At 42.5% G+C, this 26,953-nt stretch carries 24 protein-coding genes; 10 read left to right on the forward strand and 14 right to left on the reverse strand.

What is annotated here, in order from left to right; all coding sequences use genetic code 11:
- Positions 1 to 203: 203 nt before the first annotated feature.
- The 3 genes from K5Q34_RS10475 to K5Q34_RS10485 all read right to left on the reverse strand — a co-directional run bounded on the left by K5Q34_RS10475 (position 204) and on the right by K5Q34_RS10485 (position 1,547).
- Complete coding sequence (locus K5Q34_RS10475) at positions 204 to 377, reverse strand: hypothetical protein (RefSeq protein ID WP_002941962.1); 174 nt, start codon at positions 375 to 377, stop codon at positions 204 to 206.
- A 33-nt stretch (positions 378 to 410) separates the two neighbouring features.
- Entirely contained in the window at positions 411 to 533 is a 123-nt protein-coding gene (locus K5Q34_RS10480; protein WP_260619449.1) for a DUF3021 family protein, read from the reverse strand.
- Between the two features lie 87 nt (positions 534 to 620).
- On the reverse strand, positions 621 to 1,547 hold the full coding sequence (locus tag K5Q34_RS10485) for a lipase (RefSeq protein ID WP_221864974.1): 927 nt from the start codon (positions 1,545 to 1,547) through the stop codon (positions 621 to 623).
- 109 nt (positions 1,548 to 1,656) lie between these two features.
- Here K5Q34_RS10485 and K5Q34_RS10490 point away from each other — a divergent pair, with 109 nt between their 5' ends.
- Positions 1,657 to 2,157 (forward strand): TetR/AcrR family transcriptional regulator, encoded by a 501-nt coding sequence (locus tag K5Q34_RS10490; protein WP_221864975.1) that lies wholly within the window; start codon positions 1,657 to 1,659, stop codon positions 2,155 to 2,157.
- A gap of 39 nt (positions 2,158 to 2,196) precedes the next feature.
- Here K5Q34_RS10490 and mutS read toward each other — a convergent pair whose 3' ends face one another.
- Both mutS and argR read right to left on the reverse strand, forming a co-directional pair.
- Positions 2,197 to 4,737 (reverse strand): DNA mismatch repair protein MutS, encoded by a 2,541-nt coding sequence (gene mutS / locus K5Q34_RS10495; RefSeq protein ID WP_221864976.1) that lies wholly within the window; start codon positions 4,735 to 4,737, stop codon positions 2,197 to 2,199.
- A gap of 14 nt (positions 4,738 to 4,751) precedes the next feature.
- Positions 4,752 to 5,192 carry an arginine repressor gene (argR, locus tag K5Q34_RS10500; protein WP_002937036.1) on the reverse strand — a complete coding sequence of 147 codons (441 nt, stop codon included), beginning with the start codon at positions 5,190 to 5,192 and terminating at the stop codon, positions 4,752 to 4,754.
- Positions 5,193 to 5,298: 106 nt separating this feature from the next.
- Here argR and argS point away from each other — a divergent pair, with 106 nt between their 5' ends.
- Positions 5,299 to 6,987, forward strand: coding sequence for an arginine--tRNA ligase (gene argS, locus K5Q34_RS10505; RefSeq protein WP_221864977.1), 1,689 nt, complete (start codon positions 5,299 to 5,301; stop codon positions 6,985 to 6,987).
- 179 nt (positions 6,988 to 7,166) lie between these two features.
- Positions 7,167 to 8,021, forward strand: coding sequence for an SH3 domain-containing protein (locus K5Q34_RS10510; protein WP_221864978.1), 855 nt, complete (start codon positions 7,167 to 7,169; stop codon positions 8,019 to 8,021).
- 53 nt (positions 8,022 to 8,074) lie between these two features.
- Here the strand turns inward: K5Q34_RS10510 and K5Q34_RS10515 are convergent, their stop codons facing one another.
- Entirely contained in the window at positions 8,075 to 8,599 is a 525-nt protein-coding gene (locus K5Q34_RS10515) for a membrane protein (RefSeq protein ID WP_024376210.1), read from the reverse strand.
- A 111-nt stretch (positions 8,600 to 8,710) separates the two neighbouring features.
- On the opposite strand from K5Q34_RS10515, the gene K5Q34_RS10520 reads away from it, so the two are divergent.
- Complete coding sequence (locus tag K5Q34_RS10520) at positions 8,711 to 8,893, forward strand: hypothetical protein (RefSeq protein WP_024384268.1); 183 nt, start codon at positions 8,711 to 8,713, stop codon at positions 8,891 to 8,893.
- 39 nt (positions 8,894 to 8,932) lie between these two features.
- On the opposite strand, the gene malQ is transcribed toward K5Q34_RS10520, so the two are convergent.
- Positions 8,933 to 10,453, reverse strand: coding sequence for a 4-alpha-glucanotransferase (gene malQ, locus K5Q34_RS10525; protein ID WP_221864979.1), 1,521 nt, complete (start codon positions 10,451 to 10,453; stop codon positions 8,933 to 8,935).
- Positions 10,454 to 10,754: 301 nt separating this feature from the next.
- Here malQ and K5Q34_RS10530 point away from each other — a divergent pair, with 301 nt between their 5' ends.
- From K5Q34_RS10530 to pulA, 6 genes are all read left to right on the forward strand, one after another.
- The gene (locus K5Q34_RS10530) at positions 10,755 to 12,014 is read left to right on the forward strand and encodes an extracellular solute-binding protein (protein ID WP_024401029.1); all 1,260 of its coding nucleotides are present in this window, start codon (positions 10,755 to 10,757) and stop codon (positions 12,012 to 12,014) included.
- Between the two features lie 106 nt (positions 12,015 to 12,120).
- Positions 12,121 to 13,416, forward strand: coding sequence for a sugar ABC transporter permease (locus tag K5Q34_RS10535; protein ID WP_009911009.1), 1,296 nt, complete (start codon positions 12,121 to 12,123; stop codon positions 13,414 to 13,416).
- A 1-nt stretch (position 13,417) separates the two neighbouring features.
- Positions 13,418 to 14,260, forward strand: a complete 843-nt coding sequence (locus K5Q34_RS10540) for a sugar ABC transporter permease (protein WP_024384271.1) — start codon at positions 13,418 to 13,420, stop codon at positions 14,258 to 14,260.
- Positions 14,261 to 14,391: 131 nt separating this feature from the next.
- Positions 14,392 to 15,102, forward strand: a complete 711-nt coding sequence (locus tag K5Q34_RS10545) for a hypothetical protein (RefSeq protein WP_253212164.1) — start codon at positions 14,392 to 14,394, stop codon at positions 15,100 to 15,102.
- A gap of 9 nt (positions 15,103 to 15,111) precedes the next feature.
- Positions 15,112 to 16,095 (forward strand): LacI family DNA-binding transcriptional regulator, encoded by a 984-nt coding sequence (locus K5Q34_RS10550; protein ID WP_002936122.1) that lies wholly within the window; start codon positions 15,112 to 15,114, stop codon positions 16,093 to 16,095.
- Positions 16,096 to 16,118: 23 nt separating this feature from the next.
- Positions 16,119 to 18,170, forward strand: coding sequence for a type I pullulanase (pulA, locus tag K5Q34_RS10555; protein ID WP_221864981.1), 2,052 nt, complete (start codon positions 16,119 to 16,121; stop codon positions 18,168 to 18,170).
- 151 nt (positions 18,171 to 18,321) lie between these two features.
- Here pulA and nrdI read toward each other — a convergent pair whose 3' ends face one another.
- From nrdI to K5Q34_RS10590, 7 genes are all read right to left on the reverse strand, one after another.
- Complete coding sequence (gene nrdI, locus K5Q34_RS10560) at positions 18,322 to 18,774, reverse strand: class Ib ribonucleoside-diphosphate reductase assembly flavoprotein NrdI (protein ID WP_024407725.1); 453 nt, start codon at positions 18,772 to 18,774, stop codon at positions 18,322 to 18,324.
- 76 nt (positions 18,775 to 18,850) lie between these two features.
- Positions 18,851 to 19,789, reverse strand: a complete 939-nt coding sequence (locus K5Q34_RS10565) for a YitT family protein (RefSeq protein WP_105119820.1) — start codon at positions 19,787 to 19,789, stop codon at positions 18,851 to 18,853.
- Positions 19,776 to 21,527 carry an aspartate--tRNA ligase gene (gene aspS, locus K5Q34_RS10570; RefSeq protein ID WP_221864982.1) on the reverse strand — a complete coding sequence of 584 codons (1,752 nt, stop codon included), beginning with the start codon at positions 21,525 to 21,527 and terminating at the stop codon, positions 19,776 to 19,778. The genes K5Q34_RS10565 and aspS overlap by 14 nt, the downstream gene beginning before the upstream one ends.
- A gap of 231 nt (positions 21,528 to 21,758) precedes the next feature.
- Positions 21,759 to 22,211, reverse strand: coding sequence for a GNAT family N-acetyltransferase (locus K5Q34_RS10575; RefSeq protein WP_221864983.1), 453 nt, complete (start codon positions 22,209 to 22,211; stop codon positions 21,759 to 21,761).
- Between the two features lie 9 nt (positions 22,212 to 22,220).
- Complete coding sequence (locus K5Q34_RS10580; RefSeq protein WP_221864984.1) at positions 22,221 to 23,132, reverse strand: aldo/keto reductase family oxidoreductase; 912 nt, start codon at positions 23,130 to 23,132, stop codon at positions 22,221 to 22,223.
- A gap of 67 nt (positions 23,133 to 23,199) precedes the next feature.
- On the reverse strand, positions 23,200 to 24,213 hold the full coding sequence (locus K5Q34_RS10585) for a glycosyltransferase family 2 protein (RefSeq protein ID WP_221864985.1): 1,014 nt from the start codon (positions 24,211 to 24,213) through the stop codon (positions 23,200 to 23,202).
- Positions 24,214 to 24,257: 44 nt separating this feature from the next.
- Positions 24,258 to 26,657 (reverse strand): glycoside hydrolase family 3 C-terminal domain-containing protein, encoded by a 2,400-nt coding sequence (locus K5Q34_RS10590; protein WP_221864986.1) that lies wholly within the window; start codon positions 26,655 to 26,657, stop codon positions 24,258 to 24,260.
- Between the last annotated feature and the right edge of the window lie 296 nt (positions 26,658 to 26,953).

Genomic DNA, 26,953 nt, shown 5'->3' on the forward strand with positions numbered 1-26,953 from the left:
TCTACCCAAAATCGGTAAAACTGTTTATGCTCTATCATTGTAACACCTTATCAAAAAATTTCAACATAAGGTGTTGCTTTTGTATACACTTTTTACACTAAACTTTAGTCCAAAATAAAATAATTTCTTTATTTGGATTACGAGACTCAAAATATTTTTCGTCAAATACCTTGATGGACTTGACAAATGGTAGAAAAAAGAGCCTATTCTGACTCTTGTTTTCTAGTCCATAAAAAGTACAAATTGATGGCACAGGCCACTAAAATCACAGCAGGCCAAAGCAAATTCAACAAAGGAAGTTTACCGACATTGTAGGCAATATAGAGAGTATTCCACACTACCCCCAAACTATAGACAATGGTCAAAATAATTTTCATAAGACACTCCAATTAAATGATAGTGCTATTATACTACAAACGACCGTTGATGTCCTGAATCTGCCGCTCCATTTTCCGATAATTTAGGAAAAATAGCAAAGCGTATACCAAGATAAAGATCAGCCAGAAGAGGTAGATAAGTTCCTTGACCGACAATAGTAGAGGTTATGAGAGAAATAATGGTCCCGAGAGACCAAACAGCAAAAAAGCCAGAACAGCTGTCCTGACTTCTTACTTTCTTTGTTACTTTAAACCCATTTCTACATCTTGATATTTAGGATTTTCAGTTATCTCTGGCATCTCCCCCACAAAAGCTTGTGCGGCTTCTTGGTCTCCTTGCAACTGCCACATAAACCAAGCCGTTACATAGCCGTCTGCAACATACAGCACTTCATTATGAGCAGTATCTTTTCTTCTTACTTTTACCTTGTTGGCAAGTATATCCTGATAAATCTCTGTCAATTGCTCACCTGTCACCACCCAATCATCTCCTCCACCTGCACCAGAAATCAGCAAGGTCGGAATCACTATCTTGGTAGCATCATAGTCCCAAAATAGGTTATGTGCCAGTTCCTTATTGGTCGGTGATAGGGCTACTGCCGTCTTATAAATAGACTGATGTTGAGTATCAGTAATAGCATTAATCACTCCGACCCCGCCCTGAGAATGACCAACAATCCCTACATTGTCAAAATCGATTTTCTGATAGAACAAACTAGCCTTGTCACCCACCTGTTCTTCTGCATCCATTCTTTCTAAATAGCGGAGCGACATTTCCGCACCAAAAGCATTCCAAGCGTTCATCTCTTCCGTACCAATCACCACAAATCCCCATGAGGCGTAATGTTCAGCGAGACCTACAATTTTTGAAAACGGGGTACCACTTCCATTTGTAATGACAAGGACAGGATAGCGACGATTGGTTGTTTCCAATTCTTCCGGATAGTAAATTGTAAATTTCTTGAAATCCAACAAAAGGGGTTCTTCTTTTTTGGCAACTTTATAAGAGCCATTTCCAAGGTATTTGGCTTCAATGACACCGCCAGTCTCTATCCTTGTTTGGTAATCGGAAGGAACAACTTGTCGCTTACTGCCAATGACAAAAGCCACAAGAATGAATAAAGCTGCAGTCACTAGTAGGATACCGATTGTTACAAATAACTTTTTCATGCTTCTCTCCTTATTGAACTTACTTCTCTTAGTTGATACAATTGTATCGTAAATTATCACCGCAAACAAGCAAACTCAAAAAATAAGACATTTTCAAGGAGACTGTCTCATGGAAACAATTAAGCAGACCTACGTTCAAAAACAGATTACCCAATCCCTTATTGACCTACTGAAGAAACAAGATTTTGACAGCATTAGCGTCAGTCAACTAACTCTACATGCCCAAGTCGGTCGGGCTTCATTCTACAGGCATTTCAAAGATACAAGACAGGTTCTTCAAATTTATGTCGACCATCTCACCAATGAGATACATGCTAGAGCAGATAAGATTCCAGAGGAAGAACGCATGTTGCTGCTCCTCTCTCATTATGATGACCATAGAGACTTCTATCCAGCGCTTTACCAAGCAGGCCTATCAGAACTCCTGCGAATAAGCATACAGAATACCCTGCAATTAGACAAACAAACCGATAACCACCTCGCTTATCTGATTGCTTGGTACGCTGGGGCAACTTTCGGTTGGATAGATGAATGGATAAAGCGAGGCATGATTGAGACACCCCAAGAAATGGTGGACCACTTAGTAAACTTTGTCAAAAAAACAGGATAAATAATAAAAGCCAGAACAACTGTCCTGACTTTCATTGTCTTATATTTTCTTCTTCAATTCTGCCACCCTCATCATGACTTCCATTGGGGTCATATTGTAGATGTCCAGTTTCTCCAGTTCATCGAGGACTGGGTGAGAAGGCGTGTCTGCGAAGAGGTCGATTTGACCAGACGGCTCTTCCACAACTGACGGAGCTGGGTGAGTTGGTGCAGTAGGGGCTTGGTTTTCAAGCGTCTGCAAAATCCTATCCGCCCGCTCCAATAGCTCCTCTGGCATTCCCGCAATCTTAGCCACATGGATCCCGTAGGACTTGTCAGCTGGGCCTTGTGCAATCTTGTGGAGGAAGGTGACTTGGCCGTCCTTCTCCAAGGTCGATACATGGACATTCTCTAAATGTTCCAAGGTCTGGCTAAGGTCTGTCAACTCATGGTAGTGGGTGGCAAAGAGAGTCTTGGCACCAATCTTGTCGTGGATGTACTCGATGATAGACTGGGCCAGAGCCATGCCGTCATAGGTGGCCGTTCCCCGTCCAAGTTCGTCAAAGAGGATGAGCGAACGATCTGTCGCCAGACGGACCGCCTTATTGGCCTCCATCATCTCGACCATAAAGGTGGACTGTCCGCTGACCAAGTCGTCTGCCGCCCCAATACGGGTAAAAATAGCATCGAAAATCGGCAATGCAGCCTGATCCGCAGGCACATAAGAACCCATCTGCGCCAGAATGACGATAACCGCCAACTGCCGCATATAGGTAGACTTACCACTCATGTTTGGACCTGTAATCAGTTGCATATGCGTATCGGTATTCAAGTGAATAGAGTTGGGAATGTAGGTCTGCTTGCCCATGACCTTCTCCACCACCGCATGACGACCACGGTCAATGGTCAATTCTCTTTGATCTGTAAAGTGTGGACAAACCAAATGTTGCTGCTCTGCCACAACTGCAAAGGCCTGCAAAACATCGATGGTTGCAATGGTCCGAGCCAACTTCTGCAAGCGACCGATATACTTCTCAACCTCTTGGCGAATCCGCATGAAAATCTCGTACTCCAAATTAGCAGACTTATCACGCGCCTCCAACATCTGCCCTTCGATCTTAGCCAACTCTTCCGTTCCATAGCGCTCCGAGTTTTTCAAGGTCGCCTTACGGAAGAAATGACTAGGCACATTGCCCAGATTGGAATTGGTCACATGGAAATAGTAACCGTCTTTTTTATTGTAATCAATCTTAAGATTGTTGATACCAGACGCTTCACGCTCCTTGGCCTCAATCTCCGCAATCCAACCTGCTCCCTCACGCATGACCAGACGATACTGATCCAGCGTTTCGTCAAAGCCCGTACGGATGATATTTCCATCTGTGATGGTCCCTTGGGCTTCTGGGTCAATAGCAGAGCTGATGAGAGCATGCAGTTCTGGAATTGGGTCCAATCCAGCTATCAGATTGCCTAGAGCTGGCTCATTGATTTGTTGCAAGATATTCTTGATTGCTGGGATATTTCCCAAAGTCTGGGAGAGCTGCAAGAGATCCTTGGGCATGGTTTTTCCAAAAGACACCCGACTGGCCAAACGTTCGATGTCATAGACACCCTTCAAAGCCTCGACCAAGTCACTCCGTTCAAAGAAGTAATCCAGAAAAACCTGAACGACAGCCTGACGATTCTCAATCCGCTTAAGGTCAATCAAGGGACGATCAATCCATGTCCGCAATAGTCGCATACCCATGGCTGTCTTTGTTTCGTCTAGCAACCAGTACAAACTACCATGCTTCTTACCTGTCCGACCGTTTTCAAGCAGGTCCAGACTGGACTTGGTTGCATAGTCCATTTGCAGATAGTCCTTGATTTCATAATGGACCACCTTTTGCAAGTGGCTCAGATCTCGCATCTGAGTCCGATGAAGGTAGCTGAGGAGTTTACCCGCCGCAGCCTTTTCCAAATCCGTCAGCGAGTTGTCAATCAGCTGAACATCCTCCGTCACCTCATCCTCAAAAGACAGCAACAAGTTCATCTGATTCGAGAAAACCTGCTCCTCTTCCTCCGACAGAGCATAGCCGATGACCAATTCACGTGCCCGTAAATTGCGGATTTCACCGCAAAGACTAGTAAAATCATCCAAACTAGTCACAAAAAACTGACCTGTTGACACATCCATATAAGAAAGTGCGAACTGCACTCCCTGACGGTCAATCGCAACCAAATAGTTACTGTCGGCTCCCATTTTGGACGAGTCTGTTACCGTACCAGGAGTAATGACCTGCACTACTTCCCGCTTGACCACGCCGACTGCCTGCTTAGGATCTTCCATCTGCTCAGCAATAGCGACCTTATGCCCCAGTTCAACAAGTGTGTCGATATACTGTTGTGCCGCGTGATACGGTACCCCCGCCATAGGAATCGGATTCTCCGCATTCTTATTACGACTGGTCAAGGACAATTCCAAAATCTGTGCCGCTTCTACCGCATCTTCATAAAATAACTCATAAAAGTCTCCCATACGGAAAAGCAAAAAAGCATCTGGATACTGTGCTTTTATATCCAGATACTGCTGCATTCCCGGAGAAATTTTTTCTGTTGCCATCATCTCTCCCTGTTCTAATTCAAATAGTAGTTAATCTCCGCTTCAACTTGCTGAGCCGCTACATCATCTCGACAAATAACTAAAAGTGTATTAGCTCCCGCCAGCGTTCCCAAAATAGTCTCTGGCTTTTCTGCATCAATGATATTGGCCATCAAGGCCGCTTCTCCCAGCTCTGAATGAAGGACCAGAATAAAACTAGCCCTATCTACTTTATACGCATATTGTGCCAATAATTGGATAAAATTCACGCGCTCTTCTTCGATAGCTAAGGAATAAAATGAACGCCCATTTTCATGAATTTTTATCACTCCCAACTCACGTAAATCACGAGACAAGGTTGTCTGGGTTACCACTACCCCTCGAGCCTCTAAACCTTGCTGAATATCCGTTTGTCGCCCTATTTTTTCTTGACGAATCATGGCCTTTATTAAATCATGTCGTCCTGCTTTATTCATCATTTTACCTCAAAATGTATATTTATAGAAATATTATAACACTTTTCCCCGCTATTAGCCTAGAAATGTGTTAAAATAGAATCAATAACTTTGGAGGAAATCCTATATGAATCAAAAACAAGTGATTGCAGAAAGATTGGCTGCCATCCTTCCGAGTTTGGAAGTGGAAGCTATCTACAATCTGCTAGAAAAACCAAAATCATCAGAAATGGGCGATATTGCCTTCCCAGCTTTCTCACTTGCTAAAGTGGAACGCAAGGCTCCACAGGCTATCGCAGCGGACATCGTTGAAAAACTCGATACAACTGGCTTTGAGAACGTTGTTGCAACCGGTCCTTACGTCAACTTCTTCTTGGACAAGGCTGCTATCTCCCACCAAGTCTTGACAGATGTTATTACTGAAAAAGACCAATACGGTCAACTCAACATTGGTCAAGGACGCAATGTAACCATCGACATGTCTAGTCCAAACATTGCTAAACCATTCTCAGTTGGACATTTGCGCTCAACCGTTATCGGTGATGCCCTTGCTAACATCCACGAAAAGCTTGGCTACAAGCCAATCCGCATCAACCACTTGGGTGACTGGGGTAAACAGTTCGGTATGTTGATTGTTGCCTACAAACTTTGGGGTGACAAGGCTGCGGTCGAAGCAGATCCAATTTCAGAACTCCTCAAACTCTATGTGCGTATCAACGCTGAGGCGGAAGAAAAGCCTGAATTGGACGAAGAAGCACGCCAATGGTTCAAAAAATTGGAAGATGGCGACCCAGAAGCACACGAGCTATGGCAATGGTTCCGTGATGAAAGCTTGGTCGAATTCAACCGCATCTACGACAAACTCGATGTAACCTTCGACAGCTATAATGGTGAAGCTTTCTACAACGATAAGATGGACGAAGGTATCCAAATCTTAGAAGAAAAAGGACTTCTTCAAGAATCTAAAGGTGCAAGAATCGTTGACCTCGAAAGCTACAATCTTCCACCAGCCCTTATCATGAAAACAGACGGTGCAACACTTTACATCACACGTGACATGGCAACAGCTATGTACCGCAAACGCACTTACGACTTTGTGAAAAGCATCTATGTCGTTGGTCAGGAGCAAATCAACCACTTCAAACAGCTCAAGGCTGTCTTGAAAGAAATGGATTTCGACTGGAGCGACGATATGACCCACATCACCTTCGGTCTGGTTACCAAGGATAAGAAAAAACTCTCTACTCGTAAAGGAAATATTATCCTACTCGAGCCAACTCTAGATGAAGCTATTTCACGCGCCCTTACTCAAATCGAAGCTAAAAACCCTGACCTTGAAAACAAGGAAGAAGTGGCGCACGCAGTTGGTGTAGGCGCTGTTAAGTTCTACGACCTCAAAACCGACCGTGACAACGGCTACGACTTCGACCTAGAAGCTATGGTTTCCTTCGAGGGCGAAACAGGTCCTTACGTACAATACGCATACGCCCGCATCCAGTCTATCCTGCGCAAGGCAAACTTTGTACCAAGCGCAGAAAATGACTACAAACTAGCTGACGCAGAAAGCTGGGAAATCATCAAGCACATCCAAAACTTCTCAAACGTTGTAGAACGTGCCGGTGACAAATTTGACCCATCTCTCATCGCTAAATATGCTATCAACCTAGCTCAAGCTTTCAACAAGTACTACGCACACACGCGTATCTTGGATGAAAGCCCAGAGCGTGACAGCCGTCTAGCACTTGCCTACGCGACAGGACTTGTCCTCAAAGAAGCTCTACGTCTTCTCGGCGTAAAAGCACCAGAAAAAATGTAATCAAAGCCTTCGGCCATCAGCCGAGGCTTTTTTTCTACCACATTGCCTACTATCGTTTCCGATTCCTTACCACAACAACTCCTTATGCCAAATGAAAATCAAAAAGATTCATTTCAATTACGAATATATAGATGGGAGGTACACGTGATGCCTCTACATCTACTACACAAGGAGAAATAATGAAAACATTCTTGAAAAGAAAAGGAATCGCCTGTCAGCTTCTAGCCGCCATTTTCATTGTCGGTATCAATTTACAATCCCCACCTTCAGCCTCAGCCAATGCACGAGGAGATGACTATCCCTACACAGCAGTTGATGCAGTCGATCCATGGAGACTCTACACACGCCAGTGCACCTCCTTTGTAGCCTTTCGACTTAGCACAGTGAACGGTTTTACATTGCCACCTGCCTATGGTGATGCCAATGTTTGGGGCCATCGTGCCAAACAAGAAGGTTATCAAGTTAACATGACACCTACTGTCGGCGCCGTTGCCTGGTGGGAAACTCCCATGCATGTCGCATGGGTTTCTGCAGTAAATGGAGATACCGTAGAGATCGAGGAATACAACTACGGTGTTCGCTATACCTACGGAAGGCGAGTTATCCCCAAAAATGCCGTTAGCGGCTACATTCATTTTAAAGACCTCGGAGCGGGAACAACCAACTCTCAACCCGCCTTAGCCCCAAGCGGCACCTATACTTTTACCAGCCAACTGGCCATCAAATCTCAAGCTAGTCTATCTAGCCCTACCCTCGATTACTATTATGCTGGCGAAAGCGTCCGCTACGACAAGGTTCTTGAAGCCGACGGACAACGCTGGATTAGCTATATCAGCTTTTCTGGAGCTCGGCGCTATATCACCATCCAGTCCTACTCTAGTGTCCGCAACAATCCAAGTCTGTCCAGTCCTGAAATCACCTTCTACGGAGCCGGCTCAGTCGTTCGCTATGATAAAGTTATTACTGCCGAAGGTCGCACATGGATTAGCTATATCAGTTACTCAGGTGCTCGACGCTACATCGCCATCTCCTAATCACAAAAAAGACAAAACTTAAAAGCACAATCTTTTTAGACTGTGCTTTTTCATTAAATATCTGTCGAATTAATAGCTGTGCTCGGTTTTTCTTTCGGTTTACGCAGATGGAAGAAAATAGTTACCCCAAAATAGATGGCAAATAGGACAACTCGAATAATATAATTCATCATTGCCTGCGCCTCTACTGACTGACGCATAACTGAATCCGTATAAATTTGACTCAACCCTTTCTCACCAATAAAAGCATAGGTCGAAAATAGGAGAGTTACAAAAAGATAACCCAGGTAGGTATAAGAAGCCTGCTCATTTTTCTTGAGGAAAAGCAGTACAATCGTCGCAATCACAGCAAGTAATAGCACAACTGCAAATGCCTTATTGACAAGATTCGTCTGGAAATTGATAGATTCTCTCATGTAGGTAAAATATGCCTCATCAATCCCCTCAACATTAAAATTCTGCAACAATTGACGCACAACCGCCTCATCGTACTTCGCAAAAAATATATTAAAGCCACGCAATACGCTCGCAATAGATGACAGCACAACAAAAATATACAAATGAATTGGTCTTTTCATAATAGCCTCCTTTTTTCTATATTTTATACTCATATTTTTGTATTGTCAATCATATATTTCATTTGACTACAAATATAATTTTGTTATACTAAATTCAAAGGAGGAAAACTCATGAAGAAATTGCCCACCTATAGCGGAGTGATTATTTTTGTAGTTACTCTACTGATTAACTGGTTATTGCCAAGTCTTGCTAAAGTGCTGAATACATTTTTCATTTGGACTATCGTAGCCTGCCTACTCTACACCATCTACTACTGGATTCGCTACTGGCTCTATGTCCGTAAACAGAGATAACAAAGACTCCTCTAAGTTAGCTGCTTAGAGGAGTTCATTTTATTCTGACTTTTCATCAACCAAATGCACATTAACCCGACGATAGGTTTCTGTAAGGTCTAGCAATTCCGCTTCAACCTCTGGTGTCAATTGATCTGCCGTCATTCTCCAAGTCCAGTTACCACCAAGTGTATTTGGCAAGTTCATGCGAGCTGAACCATCCAAACCAAGTAGGTCCTGCATAGTAGCCACCGCCATAAAGGCAGGCGAACCAAAGAGCAGGCGGAAAAGAGCATGACTGACCGTTTCGCCCTCACGACGATTGCTGTACTTATCTAAGAATGCACGCGATTCTTTCGTTGTTTCATTTTCGTACCAGCCAAGAATCGTATCATTATCATGGGTTCCCGTATATGCCACCACATTATTAGTATGGTTATGTGGCATTTCAATGCTGTCGCCCTCAGGGTCAAAGGCAAATTGCAGGACTTTCATACCAGGAAAACCTGTCGTATCACGTAATTGGATGACCTTATCTGTCACAGAGCCCAAATCCTCAGCAATAATATTTAAATCACCAAGTTCACGCTTGATTGTATCAAATAATTCAAAACCTGGTGCTTCGACACGATAGCCATTTACCGCTGTTTCTTCACCCGCTGGAATTTCCCAGAAGGAGGCAAAGCCGATAAAGTGGTCGATACGTACCATATCGTATATCTTAAAGGATTCACGTAAACGAGCAACCCACCAAGTAAATCCGTCATGCTTCATCGCTTCCCAATCATAAATCGGATTGCCCCAAAGCTGACCAATTTCCGAAAAGGCATCTGGTGGGCATCCTGCAACCACACTCGGCTTGCCTTCTTCATCCGTTTTAAAGAAATGTGGATTAGCCCACATATCGGCAGAATCAGCCGCGATATAAATCGGCATATCCCCAACAAACTCAACACCTTTGGCATTGGCGTAAGCCTTTAAAGCCTTCCATTGTGAAAAGAATAAATATTGTGTAATACGGTGATAATCGATTCGATCTGCCAACAAGTGACGATAATATTCCAAGGTATCGTGGTAACGTAAGCGCGCCCCTTGATCTTCCCACTCTGTCCAAGGTTTGAGATCAAAATGCTCTTTTATAGCCATATACTCCGCAAAGGTATGAATCCAAAAGTCATTCTCCCCTAAGAACATCCAATAATCTTCTGGCAGGCCTTGTACCTTCATGTTGGTAACTGCCTTCTCCAGTAATGGACGGCGAGCATAAAAAATAGCTGCGTAATCTACCTCTGTAGGATTCTGCCCAAAGTCAACACCTTGTAAATCCTCTGCTGCCAGCCAGCCTTTATCAATCAATATATCGAAATCAATAAAATGAGTATTCCCTGCAAAAGCTGAAAATGACTGGTAAGGAGAATCGCCATAACTGGTTGTTCCCAAAGGTAAGATTTGCCAATAGCGTTGCTTAGTTCTTACCAAAAAATCAACAAATTCATAGGCCGATTGTCCCATGGAACCAATTCCATATTTTCCTGGTAATGATGAAATGTGCATCAGCACACCACTCTGTCTTACTTTCATAAGCTCTCCTATCTAATCCGCTTACATGACGCAAACGTTTTCTCTTTTTTATTATATACTGAAAACGGTAACAAATCAAGGGATTTTCCTTTAATTCTGTTCGTTCCTATACCATTCCATATTTCTTTTCATTATATATACAAAAAAATTCTTATGTTTTTTAAAACTCAAAAAAATTTTTAATTTTTTTTATAAAAACGCTTGCAAACGGATTCAATCTGGTGTATAATGTAGTCAACTTAGGAAAACGTTTGCGCAAAGCAGACGTCACACAAAACTATTTATCTTCGGAGGGAAGAAAATGAAACACAATCTCCTTAAGAGCGTTGCTCTTCTTGCTGCATCAACTGCTGTTTTAGCTGCTTGCTCAAACTCAGGTTCATCAACAGAGGCATCTAAGTCTGCTGAAGGTAGCAAAGAATTGACTGTCTACGTTGACCAAGGTTATGAATCTTATATCAACGACGTCAAAGCTGACTTCGAAAAAGAAAATGGTGTGACTGTTACAGTTAAAACTGGTGATGCTTTGACTGGTTTGGATAACTTGTCATTGGATAACCAATCTGGTTCAGCTCCAGACGTTATGATGGCACCATACGACCGTGTAGGTAGCCTTGGTTCTGAAGGTCAACTATCTGAATTGACACTTGCAGATGATAGCAAAGCAGATGAGACAACAACAGCTCTTGTAACAAACGGTGGTAAAGTTTACGGTTCACCAGCAGTTATCGAGACACTTGTTCTTTACTACAACAAAGACTTGTTGACTGAAGCTCCTAAGACATTTGCAGAACTTGAAACACTTGCTAAAGATAGCAAATATGCCTTTGAAGGAGAAGCTGGTAAAACAACTGCCTTCCTTGCTGACTGGACAAACTTCTACTACACTTACGGACTTCTAGCTGGTTACGGTGGCTACGTATTTGGTGAAAATGGTACTGATCCAAAAGACATCGGTCTTGCTAACGAAGGCGCAATCCAAGCGATTGAATACGCTAAAACTTGGTATGAAAAATGGCCTCAAGGTCTTCAAGACGGTACTGCTGCAAACAACTTGATTAACACTCAATTTACAGACGGTAAAGCAGCTGCTATCATCGAAGGACCTTGGAAAGCAGCTTCATATAAAGAAGCTGGTGTAAACTATGGTGTAGCAACAATCCCAACTCTTGTAAACGGTAAAAACTACTCAGCATTCGGTGGTGGTAAAGCGTGGATTGTTCCTACAGGCGCTAAAAACCAAGAAATGGCTCAAAAATTTGTTGACTTCTTGACTGCTACAGACCAACAAAAAGCACTTTACGACGCTACAAACGAAGTGCCAGCTAACACTGAAGCTCGTGAATATGCTGTAAGCAAAAACGACGAATTGACAACTGCAGTTATCAACCAGTTCGCTTCAGCTCAACCAATGCCAAACATCTCAGAAATGGGTTCAGTTTGGACACCAGCTGGTAACATGCTCTTCGAAGCTGCAAGTGGTGCAAAAGACGCTAAAACTGCTGCAACAGACGCTGTGAAAGCTATTGCAGACGAAATTGCTCAAAAACACAGCAACTAGTCAAGTTTAAAGTTGGACTGGGAGTTCCTCCCAGTCTACTTTATTACTTAACGATAAACTGAATAGATAAAATCTACCATCTATTCAGAAGCTATATAAGGAGACTATGACTATGAAACAAAATCCAGGTAAGGCACTCCTTTTGTCCCTGATCCCTGGTCTCGGACAAATCTACAATAAACAAAAAGCCAAAGGATACATCTTTTTGGGTGTTACCCTTGCCTTCCTTGTTTATTTTATTGCTATTGCAGCTGGTGAATTAGGCAACTTGATTACCCTCGGTAGTGTTCGTGGACAAGATAATTCACTATTCATGCTGATTCGCGGTTCTTTCCATTTGATTATCACGGTTGTCTATCTCGCTTTCTATGCACTCAACCTAAAAGATGCGCGTGATACCGCGAAACGATGGAATTCAGGGATGCCAGTGGCTACCACATTAAAAGAAATGGTAAAAGGTATCTATGAGAATGGTTTCCCATATCTCTTGATCATCCCATCATATATTGCGATGACCTTTGCTATCATCTTCCCAGTTGTCGTTACATTGTTTATCGCCTTTACAAACTACGACTTCAAACACCTGCCACCAAGCGCATTGTTGGATTGGATTGGTATTACCAACTTTACAAACATCTGGAAACTAAGCACATTCCGTACCGCATTTGGTTCTGTACTTGGCTGGACAATTATCTGGGCACTCTGCGCTTCAACAGCTCAAATTGTTATCGGTATCTTGACAGCCATCATCGCAAATCAGCCATTCATCAAAGGAAAACGCATCTTCGGTGTTATCTTCTTGCTCCCATGGGCTGTTCCTGCCTTCGTAACTATCTTGACTTTTAGTAACATGTTCAACGATAGTGTCGGTGCTATTAACACACAGGTATTGCCATTCTTGAGCAAATTCCTACCATTCATCGATAATTTCCTTATCCCTTGGAAGACCGACCCATTCTGGACTAAAGTTGCTCTCATTATGATGCAGGCTTGGCTTGGTTTCCCTTATATCTATGTTTTGACCTTGGGTATTTTACAATCCATTCCAAACGACTTGTACGAAGCTGCTTACATTGATGGTGCAAGTGCCATTCAAAAATTCCGTAACATCACCCTTCCGATGATTTTAGCAGTAGCAGCTCCAACATTAATCAGTCAATACACCTTCAACTTCAACAACTTCTCTATCATCTACCTCTTCAACAATGGTGGTCCTGGTAGCGTCGGTGGTGGAGCAGGTTCAACTGACATCTTGATTTCATGGATTTATAAATTAACCACAGGTACATCACCTCAATACTCAATGGCGGCAGCAGTTACATTGATTATCTCAATGATTGTCATCAGTATTTCCATGATTGCCTTCAAAAAACTAAATGCTTTTGAAATGGAGGATGTATAAGATGAAAGTATCTGTAAAATTTAGACGTAGAATCAATCAGACCTTAACCTATCTCTATCTGATTGTTCTGTCTGTTATCATCATCTATCCTCTCTTGATTACAATCATGTCCGCCTTCAAGTCTGGTAACGTGGTTGCCTTCAAATTGGATAGCAATATCAACTTTACACTAGACAATTTCAGCAAGCTCTTTAGCGAGACTCTATACGGAACCTGGTACCTCAATACGCTTATCATTGCTCTCTTGACAATGGTTATTCAAACAAGTATAGTGGTACTAGCGGGTTACGCTTATAGTCGCTATAACTTCATCGCTCGTAAGCAGAGTTTGGTTTTCTTCTTGATTATCCAAATGGTACCAACCATGGCTGCTCTTACCGCCTTCTTCGTTATGGCCCTCATGCTCAATGCGCTCAACCAAAGCTGGTTCCTCATCTTCCTTTATGTCGGTGGTGGTATCCCAATGAACGCTTGGCTCATGAAAGGCTACTTCGATACGGTGCCAATCTCACTTGATGAATCTGCAAAACTAGACGGTGCCGGTCACTTCAGACGTTTCTGGCAAATCGTCCTCCCACTCGTTCGTCCAATGATTGCTGTACAAGCGCTCTGGGCCTTCATGGGACCTTTTGGAGATTACATCCTATCCAAATTCTTGCTTCGTGAAAAAGAATTCTATACTGTAGCTGTCGGCCTTCAAACCTTCATCAGTGATGTGAAAAATATGAAGATTGCCTACTTTGCGGCAGGTGCTATTCTTATTGCCCTCCCTATCAGTATCCTATTCTTCTTCCTACAAAAGAACTTTGTATCTGGTTTAACAAGCGGTGGCGACAAGGGATAACCCTGTCCCACCTTTTCCCTTTTTAGGGGAAACATTGATATTTATGAAAGGTCCAACGAATGCTCCCATATCCTTTTTCCTATTTTTCTAGTATCTTCTCTCCAAGAAATATGTTTGCCAATCGTAGACTAATGAACCTTTGGCAACGGTTGTTTACAACGCTTTTTTTAGTGGCGCTCTTGCTCATTCCGAGCTCCCTACAGACTGTCAATCTCGAAACCTATCCTTTAGAAAATTTCGTAGAAGGTATCTATGCACCTCTGACAGATCAGGTCGTAGATGACCTCCGTCAACATGCAGTCATCGAAAACAACCACCTAACCTATACTGGAAATACTAACTGGGAGCAAGTGACATTTGGTGATACTGTTAGCTCTAGTTCTGACTTTACTTATCAATTTGCCAATCAGTCTCTGACTATTCGTAAAGGAAGTGATATTCTAAGCGAATTGACTTATGAAGGTTTGAATACTGACGATTTTACTAGTAAGGAGACATTAACTGCAGCCATCTCTAAAAAATGGTATCAAGCCAACCGAGCAGCTGTCGGACTGTCCATCACTCTTATTTCGACCTTTATTTTAACAACAAACCTACTCTTCATCCTACTAGGAGCCAGCTTCTTCCTCTTTTTGACTAAAAAGTCTCGTTTCTTCCATTTTGAAACGTTTGCAGAGTGCTATAATTTTACTCTCAACTGTCTGGGCCTGCCTACTCTTATAGCCTGTCTAATTGGACTATTTGGTCAACCTGTGACTACCCTTCTAACCATACAAAATATCCTATTTGTGCTATGCTTGTTATGGGTATTTTTCAAAACAAAATTCAGAGATGAAATCTAGGAGGTCTATATGCGTGCAACCATCAAAGATGTGGCTAAATTAGCTGGTGTCTCGCCATCTACAGTTACTCGTGTCATTCAAAATAGCTCTGCCATTAGCCAAAAAACGAAAGACTTGGTGCGGAAAGCCATGGCGGATCTCAACTACCATCCAAACCTCAACGCTCGAAGCCTAGTTTCTAGCTATACACAGGTTATCGGACTGGTTTTGCCTGATGACTCGGATGTTTTCTATCAAAACCCCTTCTTCCCTACTGCCTTACGAGGAATTTCTCAAGTTGCAGCAGATCATAATTATGCCATCCAAATCTCCACAGGAAAGAATGAAGAACAGCGTCTAGAAGCGATTTCTCAGATGGTCTACGGCAAACGAGTGGACGGCCTCATCTTCCTCTATTCCAAGCCTGACGATCCATTGGTACAATTGGCTATCCAACACAAATTCCCCTTCCTCATTCTTGGTAAGGCGGATTCTCCATTCATATCACTAGTTGATAATGATAATATCCAGGCCGGATTTGAAGCTACCAACTACTTCATCAATAAAGGTTACAAAAACATTGCCTTCGTCGCTGGTAACAAAGAGTTGGTCGTATCTCAAGACCGTTATACAGGTTACAAGAACGCCCTTAAATCGCACAATATTCCCCTGGATGAAAACAAGGTCAAGTTTGTGTCTGGCTTCCTTCTCGAAGACAGTGCCTATAAAATTTCTAAGAAATTACTCAAACAAGACCTGGATGCAATCGTCACAACCGACACTTCCGTTGCCGAAGGTGTTGTCAAATATCTCAACGAAGTCGGAGTCAAACTTCCTATCATTTCTTTCGACTCCGTCAAGCCAAAACTAGATATTGAAGCCTACGTTGACGTCCACGCTATTAAACTAGGACGTGTCGCATTCAACACCCTCCACCAAATCATCAATGACAACAAGGAAGACAAGCAAGTCTGCTACCGACGTGTCATTCCACATACCATTACCGAACTCTAACTTAGAAAGGAGCCTTTTGGCTCATGGCATTACGACAATTCCAAGCATTCCTTGATGATGTAGCAACTATTCGCTTGGTCATGGAAAAACGATTCGACTCCGAACATATGAGCTTTTCACTCGAATCAAATGATGCTACGTCTCAACTTTTTATCCATTCCTGTCTAGAAGTAGACAATCTCGTTATCTATTATCTAACCAGCCTCCATGCATTGACATTGGACAAGGACTATACCATCTACGACCAGGACCGTAATAAAGCTGAACTCGGCTATGGTCATATCGTTCGCTCTACACTTTTTGAACAAAGTTATACATACAATGGGCAAGACTTAGGAGCAACCTATCGACCAGAGGCAACAACCTTTAAGTTATGGGCACCTATTTCTAAGCAAGTTTTTCTTGTTCTAGAAGGAAACCCATATGCAATGACTAAGGGAGCAAAAGGAGTTTGGGAAATTACTGTTGAAGGAGACCTAGAAGCGCACAGCTATCACTATCTCCACAAAGTAAACGGTGAATGGATTTCCGTTCACGATCCCTACGCCCTGTCTTCCACAGCCAACTCAGGTGACAGCTACGTTATCAATCCAGATAAACTTCATAAAATCCGTCGTGCTAAGACCCAACGACCTATCTCTCAGGCCATTATCTATGAAATGAGCGTCCGTGATTTCTCATGGCAAAAAGAAGCTGGTTTCAAGCACCGCAGTCAATTTCTCGGATTGACAGAGTCTCCTACCATGGATGGCATGAAGCTAGGAATGGATTACATCAGAGAACTAGGCGTTACCCATATTCAATTATTGCCTGTTTATGATTTTGGCAGTGTGGATGAAAATAAACCCCAAGCTGTTTACAACTGGGGCTACGACCCTATGCAATACAATCTGCCAGAAGGTTCCTATTCTAGCCAACCAAACGATCCTTACGCACGTATTCTAGAGCTACAAGAAGCTATTCAGGCCTACCATGATGCAGATATTTCAGTTATTATGGACGTTGTTTACAACCACGTCTATCATGCTGAAAAGTATGCATTTGAGCTCATCGTTCCAGGCTACTTCTATCGCTATGATGACCACGGCATGCGAACAGACGGGACATTCTGCGGTAACGACGTTGCCAGCGAGCGCAGTATGGTCCGCAACTACATCAAACAATCCCTTCGCCAATGGCTAGAACTCTATGGTTTTGATGGCTTCCGTTTCGACCTTATGGGTATTTTAGATAGCGAAACAATCAACCAGATTCAAACTGAATTATCTGCCATTTACCCAAATGTCTACCTCTATGGTGAAGGATGGAAAATGGCAACAGGCCTCGAATTTGAAAAGCTGGCTCATCAGTACAATGCAGAGCAGTTACCTGAAATCAGCTTCTTCAACGACGATTACCGTGATACCTTTAAGAAACTCTTGCTCAATCCAAACCGTCTAGTAGATAAGCAATTGCACGAAAAGGTACAACATCTCCTGACTGGTAGCCGATTAAGCCATTTCTTAACGCCTCAACAGTCCCTTAACTACATCGAATGCCATGATAATGCTACAGCATTTGACTATTTCCATATTGAGAATCCAAACTGGACACCTCAACAGCAGAAACGTGCTGCAAGTTTTGGTCTCCAGCTCATCTTAATCTCTCAGGGTATGGCCTTCATTCACAGCGGACAGGAATTTTTCCGTACAAAAGATGAAATAGATAATACTTACAATGTCCCTGACCGTATCAACCGTCTGGACTGGACACGAGCTATTCGCTATAAGGAACATATCGAATTCATTCAGGAATTAATTACCTTCCGTAAAAATAATCCAATACTCAGCCAGGATAACTACGAAAGTATCCAAGAAACTTGTGATTTCTACTGGTTAACTGAATATGTTCTTCGCTATCAAGTGACAAGTGAAGAAAAGACCATTCAATTTATCATCAACTTTGCGGATAGCGACTTTACCTATGAACGTGAAAAAAATAAGACAGTTCTCTACAACTATCCTCCAGTCGAAGAGTGTGATCAGCAAGAAATCACGATTGCAGGACAGAGTATTTGCATTTTAGAAGACAAATAGGACTTTAGACCGATGAAACACGATATAGTCTGAGGTATACTATAGTCAATCCTAAATATTTTTCATAATCTCCTTAAAACTCACTAGTCACGCTGGTGAGTTTTTTTGTGTGACAAAAAAACAACCCAGCATAAAGCTGAGTTGAGGCTCTTTACATCAATTCCATTATCTTCCGACCAATGCGTTCAATGTCATTCTGCATCCCTCTAAGTTCAAAGGTGTCTATAACAGGAAAATTAAATCGCTCAGCATATTGCTTAGCAGTCAGACAATATTGGTTGTTAAAATTGCGGTTGCCTGAGCCAACGACACCCAGACAGAGCTCTGCATTGGTCCCCAAAGCGATAAAATCTCCGAGAGGATTGGTCAGAATTTCCACATCTCCATTGTCCACTCCATTTCCACCTTCTAAGTAGGTTGGTAAAAAGGCGACAAAGGGTGCATCTAGCTGATAGAAAGGAATATCCTGCTTGACCAAATCTTTAACATGGACCAGTTCAACCTCCCAGTCAGTTTGAAATTGGAAAAAGGACTTTAGGCGTTTCACAAAACTTTCTGTATTGCCACTCAAACTAATGTAAACCAAATATATTTTCTTCTTCATACATTTCCTCTTTATAATAAAAACACTACATGTAGACTGTAAATACTATTTTACTCCTACATGTAGTGTTTGTCAATCAGTCACTTTCCACAAACCGACCAATAATATTGACGTTGTCAGCTACCGATACAAAGGCTTCGGGGTCTGCCTTTTTCATAATATGCTTGAAATCATTGAACTCTGCACGAGTGATGATGGTAATGAGAATCGTCTTTTGCTCATGGTTATAAGCACCCTCAGCACCGTTGATAATGGTCACACCGCGATTGAGCTTCTTATGGATTTTCTTAATGACTCGTTCAGGATGATTGGTAATAATCATGGCCTGCATCCGTTTTTGTTTCACGAAAATCGCATCTGTCATGCGACTGGAGATAAACAGCGCAACCATTGAATACAGGGCATATTGCCAGCCAAAGGTCATCCCTGCAATCAACATAATCATAATGTTGACAATCAAGGAAATGGAGCCAACTTGACGTCCCGTCTTCTTGCGAATAATAATAGAGACAATATCAGTACCACCACTGGATACATTGTTCCTAAGCGCAAAGCCAATCCCAGTTCCCAGCATGAGACCACCGAAAATAGCATTGACTAACGGATCCGTCGTCAGGGTAACTGGCGGCATAAATTGGATAAAGAAAGAACTGAAGGATACCGTAATAAAGGTAAAGATAGTAAATTTATAACCAATTTTATACCAGGCTAAGATAAGCAAGGGGATGTTCAGACCGTAGTAGACCACCGCAATCGGTACATTCCAACCAGCGTAAGAAGCTGCCAGAGCAGAAACAATTTGTGCAAGACCAGTAACTCCAGACGAATAGACATTCCCTGGTCTAAAGAAAAAATTGACTGCAATACTAGATAGGAGTCCATAAATAATGGACCCCGATATCCGTTCAGCATATTTTTCCTGAGAAATTCCCAAAATGACCGACCAAAACTTATTCTTTCTGGCCTTTCTTAAAAAGCGTACACGCTGTTTTCTGAAAAATTTATTCATTTTCAAGTGTAATGTCTAAAGCCAATTCCTCTAATTGAGCTGATGCAACCGTACTTGGTGCCTGTGTCATCGGATCAGATGCCTTGTTATTCTTCGGAAAGGCGATAACTTCACGAATGTTGTCTTCACCAGCCAATAACATGACAAAGCGGTCCAAACCGATAGCCAATCCACCGTGTGGTGGGAAGCCGTAGTCCATAGCTTCAAGCAAGAAACCAAACTGCTCATGCGCATCTTCAGCTGAGAAACCAAGAGCCTTGAACATCCGTTCTTGCATGTCTTTTTGGTTGATACGAAGGCTACCGCCACCCAATTCATAACCATTCAAAACAATATCGTAGGCAACTGCACGCACTTGCGCCAAATCACCATCCAAATGATGAGCTGTTTCTTCTGTCGGCAAGGTGAATGGGTGGTGGGCACTCATATAACGCCCTTCTTCTTCAGACCACTCAAACATTGGCCAGTCCACAATCCAGAGGAAGTTGAATTTGCTTTCGTCAATCAAACCTTGCTCTTTTGCCAAGCGGTTACGCAAAGCTCCCAAGGTATTGTTGGCTACTTCCAATTCATCCGCCACAAAGAGGACCAGGTCCTTATCTTCAAGTTGTAAACTTGCTGTCAACTTATCTGTAATACCTGTCAAGAACTTAGCAACTGGCCCCGCTAATTCTCCCTTGTCTACTTTAACCCAAGCAAGACCTTTGGCACCAAATTGTTTGGCGTATTCTGTTAATTTATCAATGTCTTTACGTGAGTAGCTATCCGCCGCACCCTTGACCACAATGGCTTTGACAACTGGTGCTTCTGAGAAGACTTTGAAGTCAACTTCCTTGACAAGTTCTGTCAAGTCTTGCAAAAGCATTTCAAAACGAGTATCTGGTTTATCTGAACCGTAGAAGTTCATAGCATGGTCATAGGCCATACGAGGGAATGGCAAGGTCACATCGATTCCTTTGGTATCTTTCAAGACCTTAGCAATCAAGCCTTCTACGATGTCTTGGATCTCAACTTCATTCAAGAATGAGGTTTCCAAGTCCACCTGTGTAAACTCAGGTTGACGATCCCCACGCAAGTCCTCATCACGGAAACACTTAACGATTTGGTAGTAACGGTCAAAACCAGCATTCATCAAAAGCTGCTTAGTAATCTGTGGACTTTGTGGTAGGGCATAGAAATGACCTTTTGACACACGAGATGGTACCAAGTAGTCGCGTGCACCTTCTGGTGTTGACTTAGTCAACATTGGCGTCTCCACATCAATAAATTCCAAGTCATCCAAGTAGTTGCGAATACTGTGGGTTACAGCTGCACGTAATTTGAAGTTGTTGAGCATTTCTGGACGGCGAAGATCCAAATAACGGTAACGAAGACGGGTATCATCACTGGCTTCAATGCCGTCCTTAATTTCAAACGGAGTTGTCTTAGCCGTGTTCAACACTGTCAAGCTGGTTACTTGCAGTTCAACAGCTCCTGTCGGGATATTGTCGTTAGCTTGCTCACGCTCCACAACTGTTCCTGTTACTTCGATAACAAACTCGGAACGAAGACTCTCCGCTTTTGCCATCACTTCAGCTTGAACTGCCTCAGGGTTAATCACCAATTGCATAATGCCTTCACGGTCACGCAAATCAATGAAAATCAGACCACCCAAGTCACGACGACGGCCAACCCAACCTTTCAAAGTAATTTCCTGTCCGACATGTTCTTTACGAACACGTCCAGCGTACATAGAACGTTTCATTTTCTTCCTCTTTTACTGATTTTATACCTATTCATTCTACCATAAAATGGCTGATTTTTGGGGGAAATTGCCGAGAAAAATCTAAGAAACTGTATTCACCGTCCAGCACTCCTATCTTAGACTTTTTATTCAGATACTCAGCCTTATTTTTTCCAAAATATAGTCCGTATTCCTTCAAAAAATTATCTCTTATATAACTTGACTTGTGAGTACAGGATTAAAAAACCAGCCTTAAACGACTGGTTTAGTATAAAGCATATCTAAATGCGGAATATCGTCCTCTAGATAGACTTCTGAAACTGGCTCGAAACCTAACGAACTATAGAACTTTTCTAAATGGGCTTGGGCACCGATTTTAATCTGAATTTCTTTCCATTCGTTTGTAATATAGCGAATTGCTTGCTCCATCATTGGTCTTCCTAAGCCTTTTCCACGATGACTTGACTTGATGACCACACGTCCGATGGAAACTTCGTCATAACTTAGACCAGCTGGCAAGATTCTCAAGTAAGCTACTAACTCTCCATTATCCATTCCTAAGAGGTGAAGACAGTTTGGATCCTTACCGTCAACTTCAGGATAGGGACAGGCCTGTTCAACAACAAAGACATCAACTCTCAGTGTCAAGATACCGTAAAGTTCCTGTAAACTTAGTTGGTCAAATGATTTTATTTCCCACTGCATAAGTACCTCCTAGGGCAAGATGTTGCCTGCGCTTCTGTAAATATCGTACCATTCTGGTCTAGCCAAGGTAATCCGACTAGCTTGTGCAATCTTGGTCAAACGATCTGGATTCATGGACCCAACAATGGTTTGAATCTTTGCTGGATGGCGCAAAATCCAAGCTACGACAATTGTTTCATGTGAAACATTGTATCGCTCTGCTATTTCCCCAATGGTCTGGTTTAAAAGAGCATAGTCAGGATGATTGGCAAAAATACCTCGTTGCAAATCAATCAAGAAAGGAGACCAGGCTTGGATAGTGATTTTTTTAAGCTGGCAATAATCAATCAGCCCACCATCACGCATAGTCGCAGCATCATCTTTCATATTGACATGTAATCCAGCATCAATCAAAGGCGTGTGAGCAGGAGATAGCTGCAATTGATTAACTGCAAGCGGTTGATCGAGATAGGATTGAAGTAACTCCATTTGGTAAATGTTTTGGTTGCTGACGCCGAAATGATGAACCTTCCCTGCTTTTTTCAAGAGATAAAATGCTTCTGCCACTTCCTCTGCTTCCATTAAAGCATCTGGTCTATGCAAGGCAAGAACATCTAAATATTCTGTATCCAAGCGCTTCAAAATCCCATCTACAGATTCCAAAATATAGTCTTTTGAGAAATCAAAATAACCTTTACGAATGCCACATTTTGATTGGAGAAGCAGGTCCTCACGCTTGAGACCTGCCAACTTGGTGCCCTGAGCAAAGCGAATTTCTGACTCACCTCCGCCGTAAATATCTGCATGGTCGAAAAAGTTGATCCCCTGTCCAACGACTGTATCTAACACTTTAGCAGTTTCTTGCTCTGTCAGACTAGCCATTCGCATACAGCCTAAAGCAATTCGAGAAACCTGTAAACCTGTCTGTCCTAATTCTTGCATGTGTCTTCTCCTTGTAAGCGTTTTTCTTCTATTCATTATAACAGAAAAACTCAGCCGAAACTGAGTTTTAGTTAAAACCATAAATTCTTTTCGCGATTTTATAGACGGCATTGGAAATTTTTCGACCTGGATAACCGTATAGGTTAGTTAATTGTCCGAGTAACCCTTTTCGAACGATTTTAAAGAGAGCTGGATTGTTATCACGAATATAGTGCCATAATTCCTGCTTTTTCATCATATGCTCAGCTGTTCCAGCACGATTGAGAAGGGCACAGGAGATAATGGTCGTAATCTCTACGTGATTGAGCAAATAACTCCGTAAATCAGGATTGTCAATCGCCCCCAAGTCTAAATTATCCACTAGAATCCGATTAACTTTTAACTGCTGGTCAATGCGCTTAATCATGACGGATTCATTGACAGACTGGTCATTTCGCCCAATAAAGTAACGATAAAAATCTACTGGCAGATAGAACATGGTTTTCACAGCCTGTAAAGGGGTAAACACGAAAATATTATCCACATAGAAAGTATGCTCTGGTAGAACGAGACCAACCTCACGCAATAAATCTGTCCTGTAAATCAAGGAATGCATCATCATGTATTGACCCTTGGAAAAGGCACCCACATCCTCCCAACCGAAGATACGGTTCTCAGGTAGAGTGGATTGATAAGACATGGATTTTTTACGAGATTGTCCCTCTTTTTCGTAAACAAAGTTGGAAATGAAGGCATCAACTGGCGTATTTTCGTCTTCCAATGCCTGCAAACTCTCTAGGATCTTCAAATAGGCTCTGGTATCAACCCAGTCATCTGAATCTACAACTTTAAAGTACTTCCCCTTGGCCTCACGTACCCCTGTATTTACAGCTCCGCCATGGCCCTTATTGTCCTGATAGATGGCACGTACGTTTGAAAATTGATTCTCTAGTCCCTCTGCGATTTCCTGAGTCCGATCGGTCGAACCATCGTTGATAATCAGAATTTCAACCTTGTCACCACCTATTACAAGGGAATGAACACAGTAATGAAGGTAAGCTTCCGAATTATAACTCGGAATGGCAATGCTTAGTAAGGTCATCTTTCTCTCCATTTGACACAATTTGTTACTATTTTATCACATTTTCAGGAAAGTTGCTTTTGATATTTTCTTTTTGCTTGATAGGCTCTCCATAGTTGGCCTAAGCCCTTGAAAAAATGGCCATTGACAATAGTTAGAATCCCTTCCACCATCGGTAAATCGACCATGTCACCTGTCATCTTTGCCATCGCCCTAAATGGCATATTATAAAGGAACAGCAGGTTCAAGTCAGGAGTCCCTTTCTGCTCTGCTTTTTTGAGTAAGCTAACCAATAGTTTATGCACACCACGTGCCAACCCACTCTTAGCAAATTGGAGTTTCAAAACTGGATCGTTCAGGCTCAGTTCTTGACCAATTTTCCAGGTTTCTTCTGGAACTGGACGTCCAAGCAATTGTGCAAAATCCTGCGATGAAACAGCCTGTACTTGGGCTGTCAGATAAGTCGGAAGCTGTTCTGAAGCAGGAAATTGGTCTACTGTACCATGTCGGGTAATCTCGCCAACTAAGCGAATATCCTGACTACTTGCACCTACATACAAGAGATAATTTCCAGCCTCTACTTCAAATTGGCCTGTCTCTCTATTAAAATAACGGAAAGTATAGTCCTCAAAAGGGATAAAAATTTGTTTGGACTCTCCTGCTTTTATAAATACTTTTTTAAAGCCTTTTAATTCCTTTACAGGTCGGTAAATCTGACTGTCTTCTTTGCCTACGTATAATTGGATAATCTCAGCCCCATCTACCATTCCTGTATTAGTGATCGTGACGGAAACCCCTGATTCAGACACTTCTAATTGACTGTAAGAAAAGTCTGTGTAAGACAATCCATAGCCAAAGGGATACTTGACATCCTTGTCAACGCTTGTAAAGTAACGGTAGCCTATATAGAGAGCTTCCTTATAGAGGGCAAGATCTCCCTCAGCAGGATAGCCCTCAGAAGACGGAACATCTGCCAACTCAACAGGATAGGTCTCGCTTAGTTTCCCTGACGGGTTGACACGACCTGTCAAGGTATCTAACATGGCTCTAGCGCCAGCTTCTCCTGATAGATAGCCGTGAAGAACCGCATCTACATCCACATCCCAATTCATATCCACAACCGAACCAGCTGATAGGACAACAACGATTTTTTTACCTGTCCCTACCAAGACATTCAGTAAGGATAACTGGTTTTTGGGGAGACTTAGATGTTGACGATCCAAGCCTTCACTTTCACTCATTTCATCCAGCCCCATATAGTACAGAACAAGTTCTGCTTGGTTAGCAAGGTTGACAGCCTTGTCAACTAATTCCCCATCTTCTTTATCTACACGTTGATAGCCTTGTTCGTAACCAATGACATTTAATGGATAATCCGCGATGCAATCCACTGTTTTATCTAATTGTCTTGTATTGATTAAAGAAGAGCCGGCTCCTTGATAGCGAGGATTTTGGGCAAATTCTCCGATGAGGGCTATTTTTATCTCGCTAGATAAGGGCAAGATATTATCCTTATTTTTTAATAGCACAATGCTTTCAGCAGCAGCCTGACGGGCCAATTCATGTTGTGCAGAATAATCTACAGTCTGTTTTTCAGCATTGGCCAACTCCAAAACCACATCAAGTAGCTCATCCACGCGCTCATTCAATACTTGCTCGGATAGACGACCAGACTGAACAGCGTCAATAATTTCCTTTTGACCGACCTTTTTAGTACCTGGCATTTCCAAATGACTACCATTTTCAACACCGAGGACATGGTCATTAGAGCCTCCCCAATCCGATACGACAAAGCCAGTAAAGCCCCATTCGTCACGAAGAATGTCACGCAAGAGGCGCTTGTCTTCATTAGCATAGATGCCGTTTATTTTGTTATAGGCAGACATGATTGCCTTTGGATTTCCTTCACGAACAGCAATTTCAAATCCTGTCAGATAGAGCTCTCTCAGCGTGCGCTCATCTACAATGGAGTCTGAAGCCATACGTCGCAATTCCTGACTGTTTACAGCCAAATGCTTAGGCGTTGCCGCAACACCTTGCGACTGCATCCCTCGAATCATTGCGGCCGCCAGTTTTCCCGCCTGATAAGGATCTTCTGAATAATACTCAAAGTTTCGACCACATAAGGGACTGCGCTTAATATTAAGCCCCGGCCCCAAAATGACATTGACACCCAAGCTGTTTGCTTCTGCACCGAGACCCTGTCCGACACGTTCAATCAGATTTACATCCCAAGAATTTGCCAAAGTAGCAGCTGTTGGGAAACAAGTTGCAGGGACAGAGGCATTCAGCCCTAAGTGATCACCTTCACCTTCTTGCTTGCGAATTCCATGTGGCCCATCAGACAAAAAGATAGATGGAATTCCTTTTTCAGGGTAATCCTTGGTTTCCCAAACAGATTTTCCTGACATGAGAGCTGCTTTTTCTTCCAATGTTAAACGATTAATAATCTCCTGATGCTTCATCATCTTTTCCTCATTCTATTTCTTTATCATTATCATATCAGACTAACGGGGCAATTAAAACGCTTTCTTCATAATCTGTACGATTTTAGGCATAATCTGCTATAAAAAATCTCCCCAGAAAATACTAGGGAGACCGCTCCTATTACTTCTTATACTCAATGAAAATCAAAATCATGACCACCCGTCAAACGGGTGGTTTGAACAAGGGCTGTAAGCCCACATCACCAGCCAGCGCCTAAAGACGCTGGCTTTCACTTTGTTCAAGCCTCACTGCTTTTGACTCGTCACTAGCCTCT

The sequence above is a fragment of the Streptococcus sp. 2018110 genome, assembly GCF_019754115.1.
In the GTDB taxonomy this organism is placed as follows: Bacteria; Bacillota; Bacilli; order Lactobacillales; family Streptococcaceae; genus Streptococcus; species Streptococcus hashimotonensis.